Annotated in this window: 15 protein-coding genes; all 15 read left to right on the top strand. The window is 62.2% G+C overall.

Features of this window, described 5'->3' with window-relative positions:
- Positions 1-6: 6 nt before the first annotated feature.
- Positions 7-564, top strand: a complete 558-nt coding sequence (gene frr, locus BN1143_RS05725) for a ribosome recycling factor (RefSeq protein WP_005303456.1) — start codon at positions 7-9, stop codon at positions 562-564.
- A gap of 72 nt (positions 565-636) precedes the next feature.
- Positions 637-1413, top strand: a complete 777-nt coding sequence (gene uppS, locus BN1143_RS05730) for a polyprenyl diphosphate synthase (RefSeq protein ID WP_017779849.1) — start codon at positions 637-639, stop codon at positions 1411-1413.
- Between the two features lie 26 nt (positions 1414-1439).
- Positions 1440-2297, top strand: coding sequence for a phosphatidate cytidylyltransferase (locus tag BN1143_RS05735; RefSeq protein WP_005303453.1), 858 nt, complete (start codon positions 1440-1442; stop codon positions 2295-2297).
- 63 nt (positions 2298-2360) lie between these two features.
- On the top strand, positions 2361-3554 hold the full coding sequence (ispC, locus tag BN1143_RS05740) for a 1-deoxy-D-xylulose-5-phosphate reductoisomerase (protein WP_042049941.1): 1194 nt from the start codon (positions 2361-2363) through the stop codon (positions 3552-3554).
- Between the two features lie 82 nt (positions 3555-3636).
- On the top strand, positions 3637-4989 hold the full coding sequence (gene rseP / locus BN1143_RS05745; RefSeq protein ID WP_042049983.1) for a sigma E protease regulator RseP: 1353 nt from the start codon (positions 3637-3639) through the stop codon (positions 4987-4989).
- 34 nt (positions 4990-5023) lie between these two features.
- Positions 5024-7447 (top strand): outer membrane protein assembly factor BamA, encoded by a 2424-nt coding sequence (bamA, locus tag BN1143_RS05750; RefSeq protein WP_005303446.1) that lies wholly within the window; start codon positions 5024-5026, stop codon positions 7445-7447.
- Between the two features lie 148 nt (positions 7448-7595).
- Positions 7596-8108 carry an OmpH/Skp family outer membrane protein gene (locus tag BN1143_RS05755; RefSeq protein ID WP_017764121.1) on the top strand — a complete coding sequence of 171 codons (513 nt, stop codon included), beginning with the start codon at positions 7596-7598 and terminating at the stop codon, positions 8106-8108.
- A 3-nt stretch (positions 8109-8111) separates the two neighbouring features.
- The gene (gene lpxD / locus BN1143_RS05760; protein ID WP_005303442.1) at positions 8112-9131 is read left to right on the top strand and encodes a UDP-3-O-(3-hydroxymyristoyl)glucosamine N-acyltransferase; all 1020 of its coding nucleotides are present in this window, start codon (positions 8112-8114) and stop codon (positions 9129-9131) included.
- A gap of 24 nt (positions 9132-9155) precedes the next feature.
- A complete protein-coding gene (gene fabZ, locus BN1143_RS05765; RefSeq protein WP_010634777.1) occupies positions 9156-9617 on the top strand; it encodes a 3-hydroxyacyl-ACP dehydratase FabZ in 462 nt (153 codons plus the stop codon).
- Positions 9618-9622: 5 nt separating this feature from the next.
- The gene (lpxA, locus tag BN1143_RS05770; protein ID WP_005303438.1) at positions 9623-10414 is read left to right on the top strand and encodes an acyl-ACP--UDP-N-acetylglucosamine O-acyltransferase; all 792 of its coding nucleotides are present in this window, start codon (positions 9623-9625) and stop codon (positions 10412-10414) included.
- A complete protein-coding gene (gene lpxB, locus BN1143_RS05775; RefSeq protein WP_005303436.1) occupies positions 10407-11546 on the top strand; it encodes a lipid-A-disaccharide synthase in 1140 nt (379 codons plus the stop codon). The genes lpxA and lpxB overlap by 8 nt, the downstream gene beginning before the upstream one ends.
- A 75-nt stretch (positions 11547-11621) precedes the next feature.
- Complete coding sequence (rnhB, locus tag BN1143_RS05780) at positions 11622-12212, top strand: ribonuclease HII (RefSeq protein WP_019839053.1); 591 nt, start codon at positions 11622-11624, stop codon at positions 12210-12212.
- 53 nt (positions 12213-12265) lie between these two features.
- Positions 12266-15745, top strand: a complete 3480-nt coding sequence (dnaE, locus tag BN1143_RS05785) for a DNA polymerase III subunit alpha (protein ID WP_005303432.1) — start codon at positions 12266-12268, stop codon at positions 15743-15745.
- A gap of 16 nt (positions 15746-15761) precedes the next feature.
- A complete protein-coding gene (gene accA, locus BN1143_RS05790) occupies positions 15762-16712 on the top strand; it encodes an acetyl-CoA carboxylase carboxyl transferase subunit alpha (RefSeq protein WP_005303428.1) in 951 nt (316 codons plus the stop codon).
- Between the two features lie 401 nt (positions 16713-17113).
- Positions 17114-18640 (top strand): lysine decarboxylation/transport transcriptional activator CadC, encoded by a 1527-nt coding sequence (gene cadC / locus BN1143_RS05795; RefSeq protein ID WP_042049942.1) that lies wholly within the window; start codon positions 17114-17116, stop codon positions 18638-18640.
- The last annotated feature ends 407 nt before the right edge of the window (positions 18641-19047 follow it).

Raw genomic sequence — 19047 nt, forward strand, 5'->3', positions numbered from 1 at the left:
ACCACTGTGATCAACGAGATTAAAAACGACGCCAAGGACCGCATGGGCAAGAGTGTCGAGTCGCTCAAGACCCAGATGTCCAAGATCCGCACCGGCCGTGCTCACCCGAGCCTGCTCGACGGCATCCAGGTGGAGTATTACGGTGCCGCCACTCCTCTGAAACAGTTGGCCAACGTGGTGGCAGAAGATGCCCGCACCCTCTCCATCTCCATCTTCGATCGCTCCATGATCCAGGCGGTGGAAAAGGCCATCCTGACCTCCGATCTGGGCCTGAACCCGTCCAGCAACGGCCAGACCCTGCGCGTGCCGTTGCCGCCGCTGACCGAAGAGCGCCGTCGTGATCTGACCAAGATCGTGCGTGCCGAAGCGGAAGGTGCCCGGGTTGCCGTTCGCAACATCCGTCGCGATGCCAACGCCGATCTGAAGGCCCTGCTCAAAGACAAAGAGATCTCCGAAGACGACGACCGTCGTGCCCAGGAAGAGATCCAGAAGTTGACCGATTCCTTCATCAAGCTGGTAGACGATGCGCTGGCCGTGAAGGAAAAGGAGCTAATGGAAATCTAAGCCTCTGACAGGTATATTACGAGCGCCGTGTAGTGCCCCTGCACGGCGCTTTTGTCTTTGTGGGAGAAATGAATGTCGCTTTTGGCAGCCGTAGGTGATTGTGCCAATTCGTCCCTGCCTCGTCACGTGGCCATCATCATGGATGGCAACGGACGCTGGGCCCAGAACCGTGGCAAGATGCGGGTCTATGGCCACAAGGCCGGCGTGAAGTCCGTTCGCGAGGCGGTGACCTTTGCTGCGCGTGCCAAGCTGGATGCGCTCACCCTGTTTGCGTTTTCCAGCGAGAACTGGCGCCGTCCGGAAGGGGAGGTCAGTGCCCTGATGGAGCTGTTCATGACGGTGCTGGGCCGCGAGGTGCAGAAGCTGCACAGCAACGGTATTCGGCTCAAGGTGATCGGCGATACCGCCCGCTTCAGCGAACGGCTGCAGGCCAAAATCGCCAAGGCGGAGGCGCTGACTGCCAACAACAGGGGGCTGACCCTCAACATCGCCGCCAATTACGGTGGCCAGTGGGACATCACCCAGGCGGCCCGCAAGCTGGCCACGGCTGTGGCGGCAGGTGAATTGTCGGCCGACCAGATTGATGAAACCCTGCTTGGTCGCGAGATGTGCATGGCCGACCTGCCGCCGGTGGATCTGCTGATCCGTACCGGTGGCGATCATCGCATCAGCAACTTCGTGCTGTGGCAGCTCGCCTATGCCGAGCTCTATTTTACCCCGGTGCTGTGGCCCGACTTCGGCGAAGCCGAGTTCAGCGAGGCCGTGGCCTCCTTCGTCTCCCGTGAGCGCCGTTTTGGCTGCACCGGTGAACAGATCCGGGAATTGATCGCCGAGCAACAGACCGGCTAACCCCCCTCCCAAGAGAGAGGCTTCTTTTGCTAAAACAACGAATTATTACCGCATTGCTACTGGTTCCCCTGGTGTTGGGAGCCCTCTTTTTTCTGCCGTTGAAATTCTTTGCCCTGTTGGCATCCCTGGTATTTCTGTTGGCCAGCCGCGAGTGGAGCGGCTTTGTCTCCGCCAAACCGCAACAGTGGCTGCCGCTGGTCTATTGCCTGCTGCTCGGTGCCAGCCTGTTCTGGCTGCCGGTGGAGCAGTTGTGGACTCCCCATCTGCATCCGCTGGTGATGGGCGTGCTCTGGACCGCCGTCAGCTGGTGGCTGCTGGGGCTGCTGCTGGTGCTGCGCTACCCCCAGAGCGCCAAGCTGTGGAAGGAGTCCATCTGGCTCAAATCCCTGTTCGGTCTGGTGACCCTGGTGCCCTTCTTCTGGTCTCTGGTGGCCATCCGTGGTTACAACTTCTATCACGACCCCATGATGGGAGCCTGGATCCTGCTGTTCGTGATGGGGCTGGTCTGGGCGGCAGATTCTGGCGCGTATTTTTTCGGCAAGGCGTTCGGCAAGCACAAGCTGGCGCCGGCCGTGAGCCCCGGCAAAACCATCGAAGGCATGTGTGGCGGCCTGTTTACCGCCAGCCTGCTGGCGGTCGGGGTAACCTGGTTCATGGGCTTCGTGCCCGCCAAGATGGCCATAGTGCTGTTCTGCTCCCTGCTGGCGGTGCTGGCCTCGGTACTGGGCGATCTCACCGAGAGCATGTTCAAGCGCGAAGCCGGCATCAAGGATTCAGGCACTCTGTTGCCTGGCCACGGTGGCATCCTCGATCGGATCGACAGCCTGACCGCCGCGCTGCCGGTGTTCCTGCTCAGCTATCTGCTGCTCAGCCAGGAGTTTTGATGCTCAGCCTGATGCGTCTGCCTGTAGCGGGCGCCATCCATTCGTCATACAGCGGGAGTTTTGATGCATAACCTGGTGATTCTGGGAGCCTCCGGCTCCATCGGTCAGAGTACGCTCAAGGTACTGCGGCACAATCCTGGGCGCTGGCAGGTGTTGGCGCTGACCGCAGCCCGCAGCGTGGATGCCATGCTGCGCGACTGCCTCGAATTCTCTCCCCGCTTCGCCGTCATGGTGGACGAGGCCGCCGCCAGGGAGCTGGCCGCTCAACTCAAGACCCACGGCAGCGCCACCCGGGTGCTGTCCGGTCCGGCCGCCCTGTGTGACGTGGCCGCTCACCCCGATGCCCACAGCGTGATGGCGGCTATCGTCGGTGCCGCCGGCCTCGCGCCCACCATGGCCGCCGTGCGGGCCGGCAAGCGCATCCTGCTGGCCAACAAGGAGGCGCTGGTGATGTCCGGCGCCTTCTTCATGGAGGCGGTACGCGAGCACGGCGCCGAGCTGCTGCCCATCGACAGCGAACACAACGCCATTTTCCAGTGCCTTCCCGAGGCCATCCAGCGCCAGCCGGGCTTTTGCGACCTGGCGGGGGCGGGGATCAGCAAGATCTTGCTGACCGGCTCCGGTGGCCCGTTCCGCTACACCGACATCGGCGAGCTGGCTCATGTCACCCCGGCCCAGGCCATCGCCCATCCCAACTGGTCCATGGGGGCCAAGATCTCGGTCGACTCCGCCACCATGATCAACAAGGGGCTGGAGTATATCGAGGCGCGCTGGCTGTTCAACGCGGCGCCCGAGCAGATCCAGGTGGTGATCCATCCCCAGTCGGTCATCCACTCCATGGTGCAGTACAAGGACGGCTCCGTGCTGGCTCAGCTCGGCAACCCGGACATGTGCACCCCCATCGCCCACGCCCTGGCCTATCCGGCTCGGGTCGAGTCCGGTGTGGAACCTTTGGACTTCTTCAGTGTCGGAGAGTTCAGCTTTATCCGTCCCGACTATGAGCGCTATCCCTGTCTGCAGCTTGCCATGCATGCCTGTCAGCAGGGTCAGGCCGCGACCACGGCCCTCAATGCCGCCAACGAGGAGGCCGTAGCGGCTTTCCTTGCAGAGCGGATCGGTTTTATGGATATTGCCAGAGTCAATGAGGCCACCATGCTCGCCCTGGGCGGCACGGATGTCGGCTCGCTGGACGATTTGATTGCGCTGGATGGGGCGGCCCGTGCCCGTGCTCACAATTTGATTGAGGAGCTTAGCTGATGAGAAGTATTTCGTGGCATTGTGCTGCCTTCACCCTGATTGTCGGAGACAGGACCATGCATGAATGCGAGGTGATGGGCTGATGGGCGGTGTGTTGTGGAACATTGGTGCCTTTATCGTCGCCCTCGGGCTGCTGGTTGCGGTACATGAATTCGGCCACTTCTGGGTGGCCCGCCGCTGCGGCGTCAAGGTCGAGCGCTTCTCCATCGGCTTTGGCAAGGCCATCTGGCGCCGGCTTGGCAAGGATGGCACCGAGTACGTGCTGGCCCTGATCCCCCTTGGCGGTTACGTCAAGATGCTGGATGGCCGGGTCGACGAACTCAAGCCCGGTGACGAGCAGTACGCCTTCAACCACAAGAGCGTCTGGGCGCGGATGGCCATCGTCGCAGCCGGCCCCATGGCCAACTTCGTGTTTGCCCTGTTCGCCCTCTGGCTGATGTTCATGATCGGCGTGCCCGCCGTCAAACCCGTGGTGGGCGAGGTGCGTCCCGCCTCTATCGTGGCGGCGGCCGGGGTAGAGCCCGGCATGGAGATCGTCGGCGTCGGCGGCGAGGAGACAGGTGACTGGGAGAGCGTGACCTATGCCCTCATCAGCCACCTTGGCGATGACTCGGTCCAGCTCAAGCTCAAGGCGGCCAACACCAGTTATGCGGTGGACAAGACTCTGCAACTGGCCGGCTGGAAGTTTGATCCCGACAAGGAGTCTCCCATCGGGAGCCTCGGGATAGTGCCGCTGGGCGGCAAGGTGCTGCCGGTGGTCGAGGCTGTGGTGGCCGCGAGCGCCAGCGAGAAGGCCGGCCTCCAGGCTGGTGACCGCATCAAGCGGGTAGGGGATGAGGCGATCACCGAGTGGGCCCAGTTTGTCCACCAGGTGCAGCAGTCGCCCAGGCAGCCGCTTGAGGTGACCGTCGAGCGGGCGGGCAGCGAGCTGACCCTGACCCTTACTCCGGATGCCAAGAAGGTGCGGGGCCAGCTGGTCGGTTTCGTCGGCCTGTCGCCGCAACTGGTTCCATTACCGGATGAGTATCGGATTCTGTTACAGTATGGGCCTTTGCAAGCCCTGTGGCAGGGCGCCCAGAAGACCTGGAGCCTGACCACCCTGACCTTCGACATGATCGGCAAGCTGATCGGTGGCATCGTTTCGCTGGACAACCTGAGCGGCCCCATCTCCATTGCCAAGGGGGCGGGCAGCAGTGCCGACTATGGACTGGTCTATTTCCTCGGCTTCTTGGCGCTGATCAGCGTCAACCTGGGGATCATCAACCTGTTCCCCCTGCCGGTGCTGGATGGTGGCCATCTGGTCTACTTCCTCATCGAGGCGGTTACCGGCAAGCCGGTATCGGAAAAAATTCAGGAAGTGGGTTTCCGGATTGGCGCCGCCATTCTGATGTTACTGATGGGTATTGCGCTGTTTAATGATTTCGCTCGCCTCTGAGGCCAGAGCATCAACAAGGACACATAAGAACAAAATGGCTGTTAAAAAAGCATTGGTGTTGAGTTGCCTGCTGGGTGCCAGTTTCCTGGCCCAGGCGGCCCCTGCCTCTTTTGTGGTGCAAGATATTCAGGTTGAAGGTTTGCAGCGGGTGACCCTGGGTGCCGCCCTGTTGAACCTGCCGATCCGGGTTGGCGATTCCGTCGACTCAGTCGCGCTGGCCAACGCCATCAAGAAGCTCTATGCCTCCGGCAACTTCGAGGACGTCAAGGTCTACCGCGACGGCCAGGTACTGCAGGTGATGGTCAAGGAGCGGCCGACCATCTCCAGCATCGAATTCTCCGGCAACAAGGACATCAAGGAGGAGCAACTGACCCAGAGCCTGGAGTCCTCCGGCATCCGGGTGGGTGATCCCCTCGATCGCACCGTGCTGAGCTCCCTCGAGAAGGGGCTGGAAGATTTCTACTACGGCGTGGGCAAGTACTCCGCCAAGGTCAAGGCCATCGTCACCCCGCTGCCGCGCAACCGGGTCGACCTCAAGTTCACCTTCGTGGAAGGGGAAGCGGCCAAGATCCAGCAGATCAACATCGTCGGCAACAACGTCTTCCCGGAAGAGAAGCTGCTGGCCCAGCTCTCCCTCAAGGATGACGTGCCCTGGTGGAACTTCACCGGCGACCAGCGCTACCAGAAACAGAAGCTGGCCGGCGACATCGAAACCCTGCGCTCCTACTACATGGACCGCGGCTACATCCGCTTCCAGCAGGAGTCCACCCAGGTCTCCATGACCCCGGACAAGAAGGGGGTCTACGTCACCCTCAACGTCAAGGAAGGAGATCAGTACAAGGTCTCCGGCATCCAGCTCAAGGGCGATCTGATCGACCGCGGCGGCGAGATGAAGGGGCTCATCCCCATCGAGACCGGCAGCATCTACTCCGCCAGCCAGGTGACCCATACCGAAGAGGTGCTCTCCAAGTTCCTCGGTCGCTACGGCTACGCCTACCCGAAAGTGGTCACCTTCCCGCAGGTCAACGACCAGACCAAGGAAGTGGAGCTCATCGTCAACATCGAGCCGGGCCCGCGCGTCTACGTGCGCAACATCAACTTCAGCGGCAACGTCACCACCAAGGACGAAGTGCTGCGCCGCGAGATGCGTCAGATGGAGGGCACCTGGCTCTCTTCCGACAGCGTCGAGCAGTCCAAGACCCGTCTCAACCGCCTCGGCTTCTTCGAGAGCGCCGAAGTGGACACCAAGCGGGTGCCGGGCAGCGATGACCAGGTCGATCTGGACTTCAAGGTCAAGGAGCAGCCGGCCGGTTCCATCAACGCCGGTGTCGGCTACGGTACCGAGTCGGGCCTGAGCCTGCAGGCGGGCCTGCAGCAGGACAACTTCATGGGGACCGGCAAGAAGATCGGCATCTCCGCCAGTACCAACAAGTACTCCAAGAGCGTCGATCTCAGCTACAACGATCCCTACTTCACCGTGGACGGGGTTAGCCTCGGCGGTCGTCTCTACTACAACCAGTTCAGTGCGGCCGACGCCAACATCGTGGACTACGAGAACACCACCATCGGCTTCCGCCTCTCCAGTGGTTTCCCGGTCAACGAGAACAACCGTCTCGACTTCAGCCTCGGGGTCGAAAACAACAAACTGTCCCAGCCCAACCCCTATCTGCAGGTGGATGAGTTCTGGAAGGTGTACAGCAAGAACAAGGATGGCGACAACCGCATGGTGTTCAACACCGTCGACGTCACCGCCGGCTGGACCCGTTCCACCCTCAACAAGGGCCAGTTCCCGACCGCCGGTGATCGTCAGCGGGTCAACGCCAAGGTCACCGTGCCGGGCATGGATCTGCAGTACTTCAAGCTCAATGCGGAAGACGCGCACTACTTCCCGTTCGATGCGGATCACAAGTGGGTGCTGATGGCCAAGGCGCGAGCCTCCTACGGCAACGGCTACGGCAGCAACGGCAACTATGATCACGTACTGCCGTTCTTCGAGAACTACTTCGCCGGTGGTTTCGACACCCTGCGCGGCTTCAAGAGCAACACCGTGGGTCCGAAGGCGCTCTACTACTACAACCTGAGCGGCAACGACGTCATCCAGGGCACCGACAGCTCGGTGGGCGGCAACGCCCTGGCGGTCGCCTCCCTCGAGATGATAGTGCCGACGCCGTTTGCGTCCGAGACCTATCAGCCGCAGCTGCGGACCAGCTTCTTCATCGATGCCGGCTCCGTGTGGGATACCACCTTCGACTATGACCAGTACCGCAACCGTTGCTTCAGCGGCTGCAACTATCTGGCCGACTATTCGGATCCGACCAACTACCGCGCCTCGGCCGGTCTGTCGCTGCAGTGGCTCTCCCCCATGGGCCCGCTGGTGTTCGCGATTGCCCGTCCGCTCAAGCAGTACGAGGGCGACCGGACCGAGTTCTTCTCATTCAACATCGGCCGTACCTTCTAAGGACGGACCTTGCCCCCACCCAATGGTGGGGGTATTCAATGATGGGACGCGCAGCCTGCGTGCCTCACCAGGTAACAAGTCGGTCCGGGTACCACTTGCATAATCAGGTAAATCAGGTAGCCCTCACATGAGGGAACAAGGAGTAAGTGTGAATAAAGCGTTGAAAGTAGCTGGTTTGAGTTTTGCACTGATGGCTGCCGGCATGGGCTCCGCCTTGGCCGAGACCAAGATCGCCGTGGTCGACATGGGCGAAGTCTTCCAGAAGCTGCCCCAGCGTGAAGCCGTTTCCAAGAAGCTGAAAGGCGAATTCGAGCCGCGCATGCGCGAGCTGCAGAAGCTGGAAGCCGATGGTCAGAAACTGGTCGAGAAGTTCAAGAAGGATGAAGCCTTCATGAGCGCCGACCAGAAAAAACAAAGCCAGGAGAAGCTGGCCAAGCTGCAGATGGAGTTCAACCAGAAGCGTCAGGCGTTTGAACAGGACAACGGTCGCCGTCAGTCCGAAGAGCGCAACAAGATCCTGACCAAGGTGCAGGCTGCCATCGACTCCATCGCCAAGAGCAATGGTTACGATCTGGTGCTGGAGCGCAATGCTGCCCCGTACGCCGCCAGCAAGCTGGACATCTCTGCCCAGGTTATTTCTCAGGTAAGCAAGAGCAACTAATTGATGGCATTCACTCTCGCACAGCTGGCCCAGCAACTGGGGGCCCAGGTCCATGGCGACGGAACCCTGGAAATCCGCAAGGTAGCGACACTGGAAAAGGCCGGGGAGGGGGACATCACCTTCCTGTCCAATAAAAAGTACCGGCATTATCTGGAGCAGAGCAAGGCGACCGCCGTGCTCATCACAGAAGCGGATCTGCCATTTTGTCCCACCAATGCCCTGGTGCTCAAAGACCCCTACGTGGGCTTTGCAAGGGTTGCCCAACTGCTGGACACCACGCCGCAGCCGGCCACGGATATCCATCCGAGCGCGGTGATCGCGGCGGACGTGCAACTGGGCGAGAGAGTGGCCATCGGGGCCAATGCGGTGATCGAATCCGGCGTGGTGCTGGGGGATGATGTGCGCATCGGTCCGGGCTGTTTCGTTGGCAAGAATACCCGACTGGGAGCGCGCTCCCGGTTGTGGGCCAACGTCACCCTCTATCACGACGTCACCATGGGCACCGACTGTCTGGTTCAATCCGGCACAGTGATCGGCGCCGATGGTTTCGGTTATGCCAACGAGCGCGGCGAGTGGATCAAGATCCCCCAGCTCGGCGGCGTGACCATCGGCAACCGGGTCGAGATCGGTGCCTGCACCACCATCGACCGCGGCGCGCTGGAAGATACCCGCATCGCTGACAACGTCATCATCGACAACCAGTGCCAGATCGCCCACAACGTCGAGATCGGCTACGGCACCGCCGTGGCAGGCTCCACCGTGATGGCAGGTAGTCTCAAGGTCGGCAAATACTGTATCATTGGCGGCGCCTCCGTCTTTAACGGGCATATGGAGATCTGCGACCAGGCCACCGTTACCGGCATGGCCATGGTGATGCGACCCATTACCGAGCCCGGTGTCTACTCTTCCGGCATCCCCCTGCAAACCAATAAAGAGTGGCGCAAGACCGCCGCCCGGGTGATGCGTATCGAAGAGATGCACAAGCGGTTGAGCAAGCTTGAGAAGAAGCTGGACCAAGAATAATCACGATTGGTATAGGGTACTGTTTTGACTACTGAAAAGAAGAGCCTGGGTATCCAGGAAATAATGGATCTGCTGCCCCACCGTTATCCGTTCCTGATGGTGGACAAGGTGGAAAACTACGAGATCAGCGATGAGCGCAAGACCCTGCGCGCCATCAAGAACGTCTCCTTCAACGAGCCGATCTTCCAGGGGCACTTCCCGGCCAAGCCGGTGTTCCCCGGTGTGCTGATCCTGGAAGCCATGGCACAGGCCACCGGTATCCTGGCGTTTACCATGGTGGGCAAGCCGTCCCCCAACGAACTCTATTACTTTGCCTCAATCGACAACGCTCGTTTCAAGCGTCCGGTTGGCCCCGGCGATCAGCTGGTGCTCGACGTGGAGTTCCTGAAAGAGCGTCGCGGTATCGCCAAGTTCACCGGTGTGGCCACGGTCAACGGTGAAGTGGTCTGTACCGCCGAGCTGATGTGCGCCAAACGCGAGGTTTAACACACGTGATCGACCAGACTGCCATCATTCACGATACTGCCGTCGTCCATGAGTCTGCCGTCATCGGTAAAGGGGTTGAAATCGGCCCCTTTTCTGTCATCGGTGCCGAGGTGGAAATCGGCGACAACACCTGGGTCAGCTCCCATGTGGTGATCAAGGGCCCGACCAAGATTGGTCGTGGCAACAAGATCTTCCAGCACACCTCCATCGGTGAGGATTGCCAGGACAAGAAGTACGCCGGCGAGCGCACCTTCCTCGAGATCGGCGACAACAACGTCTTTCGCGAGAACTGCACCGTGCACCGCGGCACCATCCAGGATCAGTCCCTGACCCGGATCGGCAGCGGCAACCTGTTCATGGTCAACGTCCACGTTGCCCACGACTGCATCATCGGTGACAACTGCATCTTCGCCAACAACGCGACCCTGGCGGGCCACGTGGTGATCGGCGATTTCGTGATCTTCGGCGGTCTCTCCGCGATCCACCAGTTCGGCCGCGTCGGCTCCCACGCCTTCGTCGGTGGCTGCGCCGCCCTCAACAAGGACGTGCCCCCCTACGTGATGGCCGCCGGCAACTACGCCAAACCGTTCGGGGTCAACTCCGAAGGGCTGCGTCGCCGCGGTTACACGCCTGAGGCCATCTCCGCCGTCAAGCGCGCCTACAAGGAGATCTTCCGCTCCGGCAAGACCGTCGAAGAGGTGCTGCCTGTGCTGATCGAGATGGCGCAAGCCGAGCCGGCCGTCCAGCTCTATGTGGATTTCCTCAAAGACAACGAGCGCGGGATCATCCGTGCCTGATCCGGTTCGCATCGGTATCGTCGCCGGAGAGGTCTCCGGCGACATTCTGGCTGCTGGCCTGGTACGCGAGCTGCAGGCCCGCTACCCGGACGCACAGTTCGAAGGGATCGCCGGGCCGCGCATGCAGGCCCTCGGCGTGAAGGCCCTGTTCGAGATGGAAGAGCTCTCCGTCATGGGGATCACCGAGGTGCTGGGCCGTCTGCCGCGCATCCTCAAGGTCCGCCGCGAACTGCTGCGCCACTTCATCGCCAATCCGCCCGATATCTTCATCGGGGTGGATGCACCGGATTTCAATATCGGGGTGGAGCTGAAACTGCGCCGCGCCGGTATCAAGACGGTTCACTATGTCAGCCCCTCGGTGTGGGCCTGGCGCCAGAACCGCATTCACAAGATCAAGGCCGCCACCGACATGGTGCTCGCCTTCCTGCCGTTCGAGAAAGCCTTCTACGACCGCTTTGACGCCCCTTGCCGCTTCGTCGGCCACACCATGGCGGACGACATTCCGCTGGTGCCGGATCAGGCCGCGGTGCGCAGAACCCTCGGCATCGACGCCAATCGCCGCTGGCTGGCGGTGCTGCCGGGCAGCCGCACGGCGGAAGTGGGCTTCATGTCGCCGCTGTTTCTCGAGGCGTGCAAGCACCTGACGGTGCGCTACCCGGATCTCGGCTTCATCGTGCCGCTGGTCAATCAGAAGCGACGCGAGCAGTTCATGGCCATCAAGGCCGACGTGGCGCCGGATCTCGACATGGTGCTGCTGGAAGGGCAGGGCCGCGAGGCGATGATCGCTGCCGACGTGGTGATGCTGGCCTCCGGCACCGCGGCGCTTGAAGCCATGCTGGTGAAAAAGCCCATGGTGGTGGGCTACAAGCTCAAGCCTTTCAGCTACTGGCTGGCCCAGCGGCTGGTGAAGACCGAATTCGTCTCCCTGCCCAACCTGTTGGCCGGCCGCATGCTGGTGCCCGAACTCATCCAGCACGAGTGCACCCCGGAGAACCTGGTGGTCGAGGTGAGCAAGTATTTCGAGCACGACAATAGCGCGCTGGTGAACACCTTCACCGAGCTCCATCAGCTCATTCGCTGCAATGCCGACCACCAGGCCGCCGAGGCGGTGGCCGAGCTGCTGGGCCGGTAGAGAGCGGGCGGCCAGTGTGGCTGCGCCAACGCGACGCCAGGCCCTGCGGGGCCTGTTTTGATTCAAGGCTACAAGATGATGATCGATATTCCTGACGACAAGCTGGTTGCCGGTGTGGACGAGGTGGGCCGCGGCCCTCTGGTGGGAGACGTGGTGACCGCTGCCGTCATCCTCGACCCGGCCAACCCGATCGAGGGGCTCAACGACTCCAAGAAGCTCTCCGAGAAGAAGCGGTTGGCCCTGTTTGACGAGATCAAAGAGAAGGCGCTGGCCTTCGCCATCGGTCGCGCCAGCCCGGCGGAGATCGACGAGCTCAACATCCTGCACGCCACCATGCTGGCGATGCAGCGCGCCGTGGCGGGGCTCAAGGTCACGCCCGAGCTGGTCTTCATCGATGGCAACCGCTGCCCGGCTCTGCCGATGGAAGCGCGTGCCGTGGTCAAGGGCGACAGCCTGGTGGCCGCCATCAGCGCCGCCTCGATCCTCGCCAAGGTGACCCGGGATGCGGAGATGACCGAGCTGGACAGCCGCCATCCCGAGTACGGCTTTGCCCGCCACAAGGGCTATCCGACTGCGGAGCACCTCGCCATCCTGGCCGAGCGCGGCCCGTTGCCGGAATATCGTCAAAGTTTCAAACCGGTGCGCCGCGCACTGGGAGTGGAATAACCCATGCTGATTTGTCTAAGCGATGGCTGCTTGCGTAATGAGAGGGCATGACGATGGCTGACCCCCGTTTCATTCACCTGCGGGTGCATACCGACTTCTCCATGGTGGATGGTCTGCAGAAGATCAACCCCATCGTCGGGGCCGCAGCGGCCGACAACATGCCGGCGCTGGCCCTGACCGACCAGATGAACATGTGCGGCCTGGTGCGCTTCTATGGCGCCGCCCACGGCAAGGGGATCAAACCCCTGGTCGGTGCCGACTTCTGGGTGCAGAGCAGTGAACTCGGCGACGAGCAGTTTCGTCTCACCCTGCTCGCCATGGACAACGACGGCTACCAGAACATCACCCTGCTCATCTCCCGTGGCTATCAGCGCGGTCATGTGCAGGGACGGCCGGTCATCGACAAGGAGTGGCTGGTCGAGCACGCCAAGGGGGTGATCGTGCTCTCCGGCGGTCGCGAGGGGGACGTGGGCAAGTTCCTGCTCAAGGGCAACCGCCAGATGACCGAGCAGTGCGTCGCCTTCTACCAGACCCACTTCCCTGACGCCTACTACCTGGAGCTGCTGCGTACCGGTCGCCCCGACGAGGAAGTCTACCTGCACATGGCGGTGAACCTCGCGAGCGAGTTCGCGCTGCCGGTGGTGGCCACCAACGAGGTGGTGTTCCTCACCGCCGATGACTTCGACGCCCACGAGATCCGGGTCGCCATCCACGACGGCTACACCCTGATGGACAAGCGTCGCCCGCGCCGCTACAGCCCGCAGCAGTACCTGCGCAGCCAGGATGAGATGTGCGAGCTGTTCGCCGACATCCCGGAGGCGCTGGAGAACACGGTGGAGATCGCCAAGCGCTGCAACGTGACGGTGCGTCTGGGTGAATACTTCCTGCCCAACTTCCCCACCGGCGACATGACCACCGAAGACTTCCTGGTGGCCAAGTCGAAAGAGGGGCTGGAGGAGCGGCTCGAGTTCCTGTTCCCGGATCCGGCGGTGCGCGCCGAGCGTCGTCCCGAGTACGACGAGCGCCTCGACATCGAGCTCAAGGTGATCAACCAGATGGGCTTCCCGGGTTACTTCCTCATCGTGATGGAGTTTATCCAGTGGTCCAAGGACAACGGCATCCCGGTCGGCCCGGGCCGGGGGTCCGGTGCGGGTTCGCTGGTGGCCTACGCCCTCAAGATCACCGACCTCGACCCGCTCGAATTTGACCTGCTGTTCGAACGTTTCCTGAACCCCGAGCGGGTCTCCATGCCCGACTTCGACGTCGACTTCTGCATGGACCGACGGGACGAGGTGATCGAGCACGTCTCCGAGATGTACGGCCGGGATGCTGTGTCCCAGATCATCACCTTCGGCAGCATGGCGGCCAAGGCGGTGGTACGGGACGTGGGCCGGGTGCTGGGCCACGCCTACGGCTTCGTCGATCGCATCTCGAAACTCATTCCGCCGGATCCCGGCATGACCCTGGCCAAGGCGTTCGAGGCCGAGCCCAAGCTGCCCGAGCTCTACGAGCAGGACGAGGAGGTCAAAGACCTCATCGACATGGCGCGCCGGCTCGAAGGGGTGGTGCGCAACGCCGGCAAACACGCCGGTGGCGTGGTGATCGCACCCACCAAGATCACCGACTTTGCGCCGCTCTACTGCGATGACGAGGGCCATCACCCGGTCACCCAGTTCGACAAGAACGACGTGGAGTACGCCGGTCTGGTGAAGTTCGACTTCCTGGGTCTGCGCACGCTCACCATCATCGACTGGGCCCTCGGCATGATAAACCCGCGTCTTGCCAAAGAGGGCAAGCCGCCGGTCGACATCGCCGCCATCCCCATCGACGACAAGCGTTCGTTCGACCTGCTGCAGCGCTACGAGACCACCGCGGTATTCCAGCTCGAATCCCGCGGCATGAAGGATCTCATCAAGCGGCTGCAGCCGGACTGCTTCGAAGACATGATCGCTCTGGTGGCCCTGTTCCGGCCGGGCCCGCTCCAGTCAGGCATGGTGGACAACTTCATCGACCGCAAACACGGCAATGAAGCCATCTCCTATCCGGACGAGAAGTGGCAGCACGAGAGTCTGCAGCCGATCCTGGAGCCCACCTACGGCATCATCCTCTACCAGGAACAGGTGATGCAGATCGCCCAGACTCTGGCGGGCTACACGCTCGGTGGCGCTGACATGCTGCGCCGGGCGATGGGCAAGAAAAAACCCGAGGAGATGGCCAAGCAGCGGGCTGGTTTTGAAGAGGGCGCCATCAAGAACGGCGTCGACGGCGAGCTGGCGATGAAGATCTTCGACCTGGTGGAGAAGTTCGCGGGCTACGGCTTCAACAAGTCGCACTCCGCCGCCTATGCGCTGGTCTCCTACCAGACCCTCTGGCTCAAGACCCACTTCCCGGCCGAGTTCATGGCGGCGGTGATGACCGCCGATATGGACAACACCGACAAGATAGTGACCCTGGTGGACGAGTGTCAGCGGATGGGGCTGACGGTGATCCCGCCGGACGTCAACACTGGTCGCTACCGCTTCAGCGTCAACGAGGACGGCCACATCGTCTACGGCATCGGCGCGGTGAAGGGGGTGGGGGAAGGTCCCATCGATGCGATCCTGGAAGCACGGGATCGGGATGGCCCGTTCCGCGACCTGTTCGACTTCTGCAACCGGGTCGACATCAAGAAGCTCAACAAGCGGGTGATGGAGAAGCTTATCCTCTCCGGCGCTATGGATCGGCTCGGCCCTCACCGCGCCGCCCTGATGGCGACCCTGGAGGAGGCGATGCGCGCCGCCGAGCAGCACGCCAAGGCCCAGGCGGTGGGGCAGGTCGACATGTTCGGCGTGCTCACCGAAGAGATAGACGACGTCAAGAAGGCGTTCGCCAACGTGCCGCACTGGCCCGACAAGGTCTGGCTGGAAGGGGAGCGCGAGACCCTCGGGCTCTACCTCACCGGTCACCCCATCAACCAGTACAGCGGCGAGCTGCGTCGTTACACCTCGGGCCGCCTGTGCGATCTGCATCCCACCTCCCGCGATACCGTGACCACTGCGGCGGGGCTGGTGATCGCGGCGCGCAGCATGGTGACCAAGCGTGGCAACAAGATGGGGATCTTCACCCTGGACGACCGTTCCGGTCGCCTGGATGTGACCCTGTTCAGTGAAGCGCTGGAAAAATATGAAGAGTTGATGCAAAAAGACCGTATTTTGGTGGTTTCTGGACAGGTCAGCTTTGATGACTTCTCCGGTGGCCTTAAAATGTCGGCCCGTGAATTACTGGATATCAACGATGCGAGAGAGCGTTTTGCCAGGGCAATCCGCATCTCTCTCGATGAACAGCGAATCGATGATCGCTTTTTCCCGCGTTTGTGCGAGATTTTGGAGCCCGCCCGTGCCGGAGTCTGTCCGGTTCAGGTAAACTATCGTCGCCCCGGCTCCCGGGTGCGATTGACGCTCGGCACCGAGTGGCGGGTGACGCCCACCGATCAACTGATAGATGACTTGCGCGTCCTGCTGGGACGAGAGCGGGTTGAATTGGTTTTTGATTAGAGGATCTATAGTCCCTATGAGTCTTTTTCTGGATTTTGAACAGCCGATCGCCGAGTTGCAGGCACAGATCGATGAACTGCGCCATGTGAGCGAGCACAACAGTGCCGTGGATCTGAGCGAAGATATTCGTCGGCTGGAGAAGAAAAACGAAGAGCTGACCAAGAAGATCTTCGGCGATCTGGGCGCCTGGCAGGTGTCCCAGATGGCGCGTCATCCACAGCGCCCCTATACCCTCGACTACATCGAGCACATCTTCACCGATTTCGACGAGCTGGCCGGCGATCGCGCCTATGCCGATGACAAGGCCATCGTCGGTGGCATCGCCCGTCTCGACGGCGAGCCTGTGATGGTCATCGGCCACCAGAAGGGGCGCGAGACCAAGGAGAAGATCAAGCGCAACTTCGGCATGCCGCGCCCGGAAGGGTACCGCAAGGCCCTGCGCCTGATGGAGATGGCCGAGCGCTTCAAGATGCCGATCATCACCTTCATCGACACCCCGGGCGCCTACCCGGGCGTGGGTGCCGAGGAGCGTGGCCAGTCCGAAGCGATTGCCCGCAACCTGAAAGTGATGGCCGGTCTGACCGTGCCGGTGGTCTGCACCGTGATCGGTGAAGGCGGCTCCGGCGGAGCCCTGGCCATCGGTGTCGGCGATCGCGTCAACATGCTGCAGTACTCCACCTACTCCGTCATCTCGCCGGAAGGGTGCGCCTCCATCCTGTGGAAGAGCGCCGACAAGGCACCGGTGGCTGCCGATGCCATGGGCATCACTGCCCAGCGTCTGAAAGAGCTCAAGCTCATCGACAACATCGTCGAGGAGCCGCTCGGCGGCGCCCACCGCAATGTGGAGAAGATGGCCAAGCACCTGAAAGACCGAATCCAGCAGGATCTCAACGCCCTGCGTCCGCTCGACAACGAGCAGCTGCTGGAGCAGCGCTACCAGCGTCTGCTGGGCTACGGCTACTGCTGAGCCCGGTCGGGAACAAATGGATGATGAAAGGCCCTCGCACTGCGGGGGCCTTCTTTTTTTACGGCGGCAGGGGCCCTGTCGGCAGGGAAACATCCTGTCCATATGGATACCTGTTGGCACGATGTTTGCCAAAACCCCCATGTTGGATCAATTCAGCGGCGATTTGTGGCCAAAAAAAGTGGGATCCCACTCCCGTTTTGCTTAAAGTGACCCTTTCCGATCGACCCGATCGGCATGCCCGCAAGGACGCTCTGCGGACGTAAACAGGCCAGCCCGGCCTGACTCACAGGAATGTTCACCCTGCCGGCGGCACTGCCTTTTGCAGCGCCCTGCTGCCCGTTCAGCCGCCCGGTGTTACGTCACTCTCATCTTGCATCGTCTCCATCTGCAGCGAGTGAATCATGAGCGAATCGGTTTTTGAGATCCACGACTGGACCCTGAGCGTCGACGACAACATGCTCTGTCGCCCCGACCGCGAGGTCTACCTCGAACCCCGGCTGGTCAATCTGTTGCGCTTCCTGGCGAGCAACGCCGGCACAGTGTTCGGGCGCGACTGCCTGATCAACGAGGTCTGGGATGGCGCAGAGGTGACCGACCAGGTGGTCACCCAATCCATCTTCGAGCTGCGCAAGATCCTCAAGGATGGCCGCAACGACGCCGCCGACTACATAGTCACGGTGCCCAAGCGCGGCTACAAGCTGGTGGCGCCGGTGCGACCGCAGCAGGTGGTCTCGGTGGTGATGGCAGGCGAGCAGGAGAGCGTGAGTGCCCCCCGGCCGCCGTTCGCGATGCCAGACCTCGATGAAGAGGAGGAGCAGGCCAACGTCACCCCCTTCCCGGCCGGCCCGCTGACCCGCGCCGTCACCACCCATGCCAGGGAGGGGGGCAGTCGCTGGAAGCTGGTGGGCTTCGATATCTTCGTGGTGGCGATCCTGGTCGCCCTGGTCAGCCTGCTCAGCTATCAGCACACCAGTCCCCAGGTGCACTCCATGCTGGATCCCGAGCTGCTGGTGTTTCGCTTTCACTCCGGCATGGATGGCAGCAACGAGAACGTGCGCCTCGCCGACGGCATCACCCGCGCCCTGATGGGGGAGGTGGCCGCTGCCACGCCGCTGCGGGTGCAATACGGCGCCAATACCCTGATGGGGGGCATCCTGCCCGGCAAGGAGCTGAGCGTGCGGGTCTCCCGCCAGCCGGGGGGCACCTATCTCGATCTGGAGTACCGCAACATCAACACCAACCGGGTGCTGTTCAGCCACCAGTACCAGCTCAGCCGCCACAACGTGCACGGGGTGCTGCAGGCGAGCAGCCGGGATCTGCTGAGCGCCCTCAATCAGCCTGACGCGCAGCCTGGCATGGGCTGGCCCACCGATGACGGCGCATTGATGGCCATGATGGAGGCGCACTACTACATCAACAGCCAGGATCCGGTGGCCCTCAAGCGTGGCGTCGAGCTGCTCGACAAGTCGCTGACCAGCCAGCCGGATCAGCCGCTGCTGCTGGCGGAGCGCTATCTGGCCGGGGAGGCGCTGGCAACCCTGACGGGCACCCCCCAGAGCGACCGGTTGCAGCAGATCGGTGCTCACCTGGCCCGGGTGGTTCAGAGCCAGCCGCTGCAGCCGGCCCGGGTGTGGGAGGCGCTGACCCTGCAGGCCATTCTGGGCGGCCAGCAGCAGGAGGCCAACCGTCTGCTGGGTGAGGCTGGCAGCCGGGGCCGCTCTGTGCTCTATCACATATTGCGCGGCAAGCTGGCGGAGCTGGATGGCCACCCGGAAGCGGCGGGGGATGCCTACAGCCAGGCCTTCCTGATGGAGGCGACCGAGCAGACCTACCTGCTCTGCCAGCAGCTCGGCTTCTACAGCAACATGGAAACCCTCACCCCGGCGCTGTTCAACGCCCTGGGCCAGAGCAAGGTCAAGCTGTTCTGAGCGGCGCCGGCCGCGCTCTGCCCCACCGATCGCAGGCCGCCCACGGGCGGTCTGCGTGTTTCTTGCCCTGCCATGGGCACTCGGGCTTGCTCTTCTATCCCTATCCCTTGCCCGCAGCAACGACTGGCCATGGCAGGCCTGTGGTGGCGCCATCCCCCTGTTCCATCCTCTGCTGATAAAGCCCCGGCCGCCATTTGCAGTTGCAGCCTGTCGATGCCAACAGCCGTGACCGTCGCCCCAGCGACCTGGCCGCCTTAGTCGATATCGCACCGGGTCATCACTGCGTCCGTTTGGTGTGTGGGAGGCTGTTATGCCGGCCTGGGTGATCTCGGGTCGTGCAAAGCGAGCGGTGCAATGAAGGGCGGTGAGGGGAAAAGGGGGTCGCTTTGGCATATGCAGTTCGGGGG

Source organism: Aeromonas dhakensis (genome assembly GCF_000820305.1).
GTDB lineage: Bacteria > Pseudomonadota > Gammaproteobacteria > Enterobacterales > Aeromonadaceae > Aeromonas > Aeromonas dhakensis.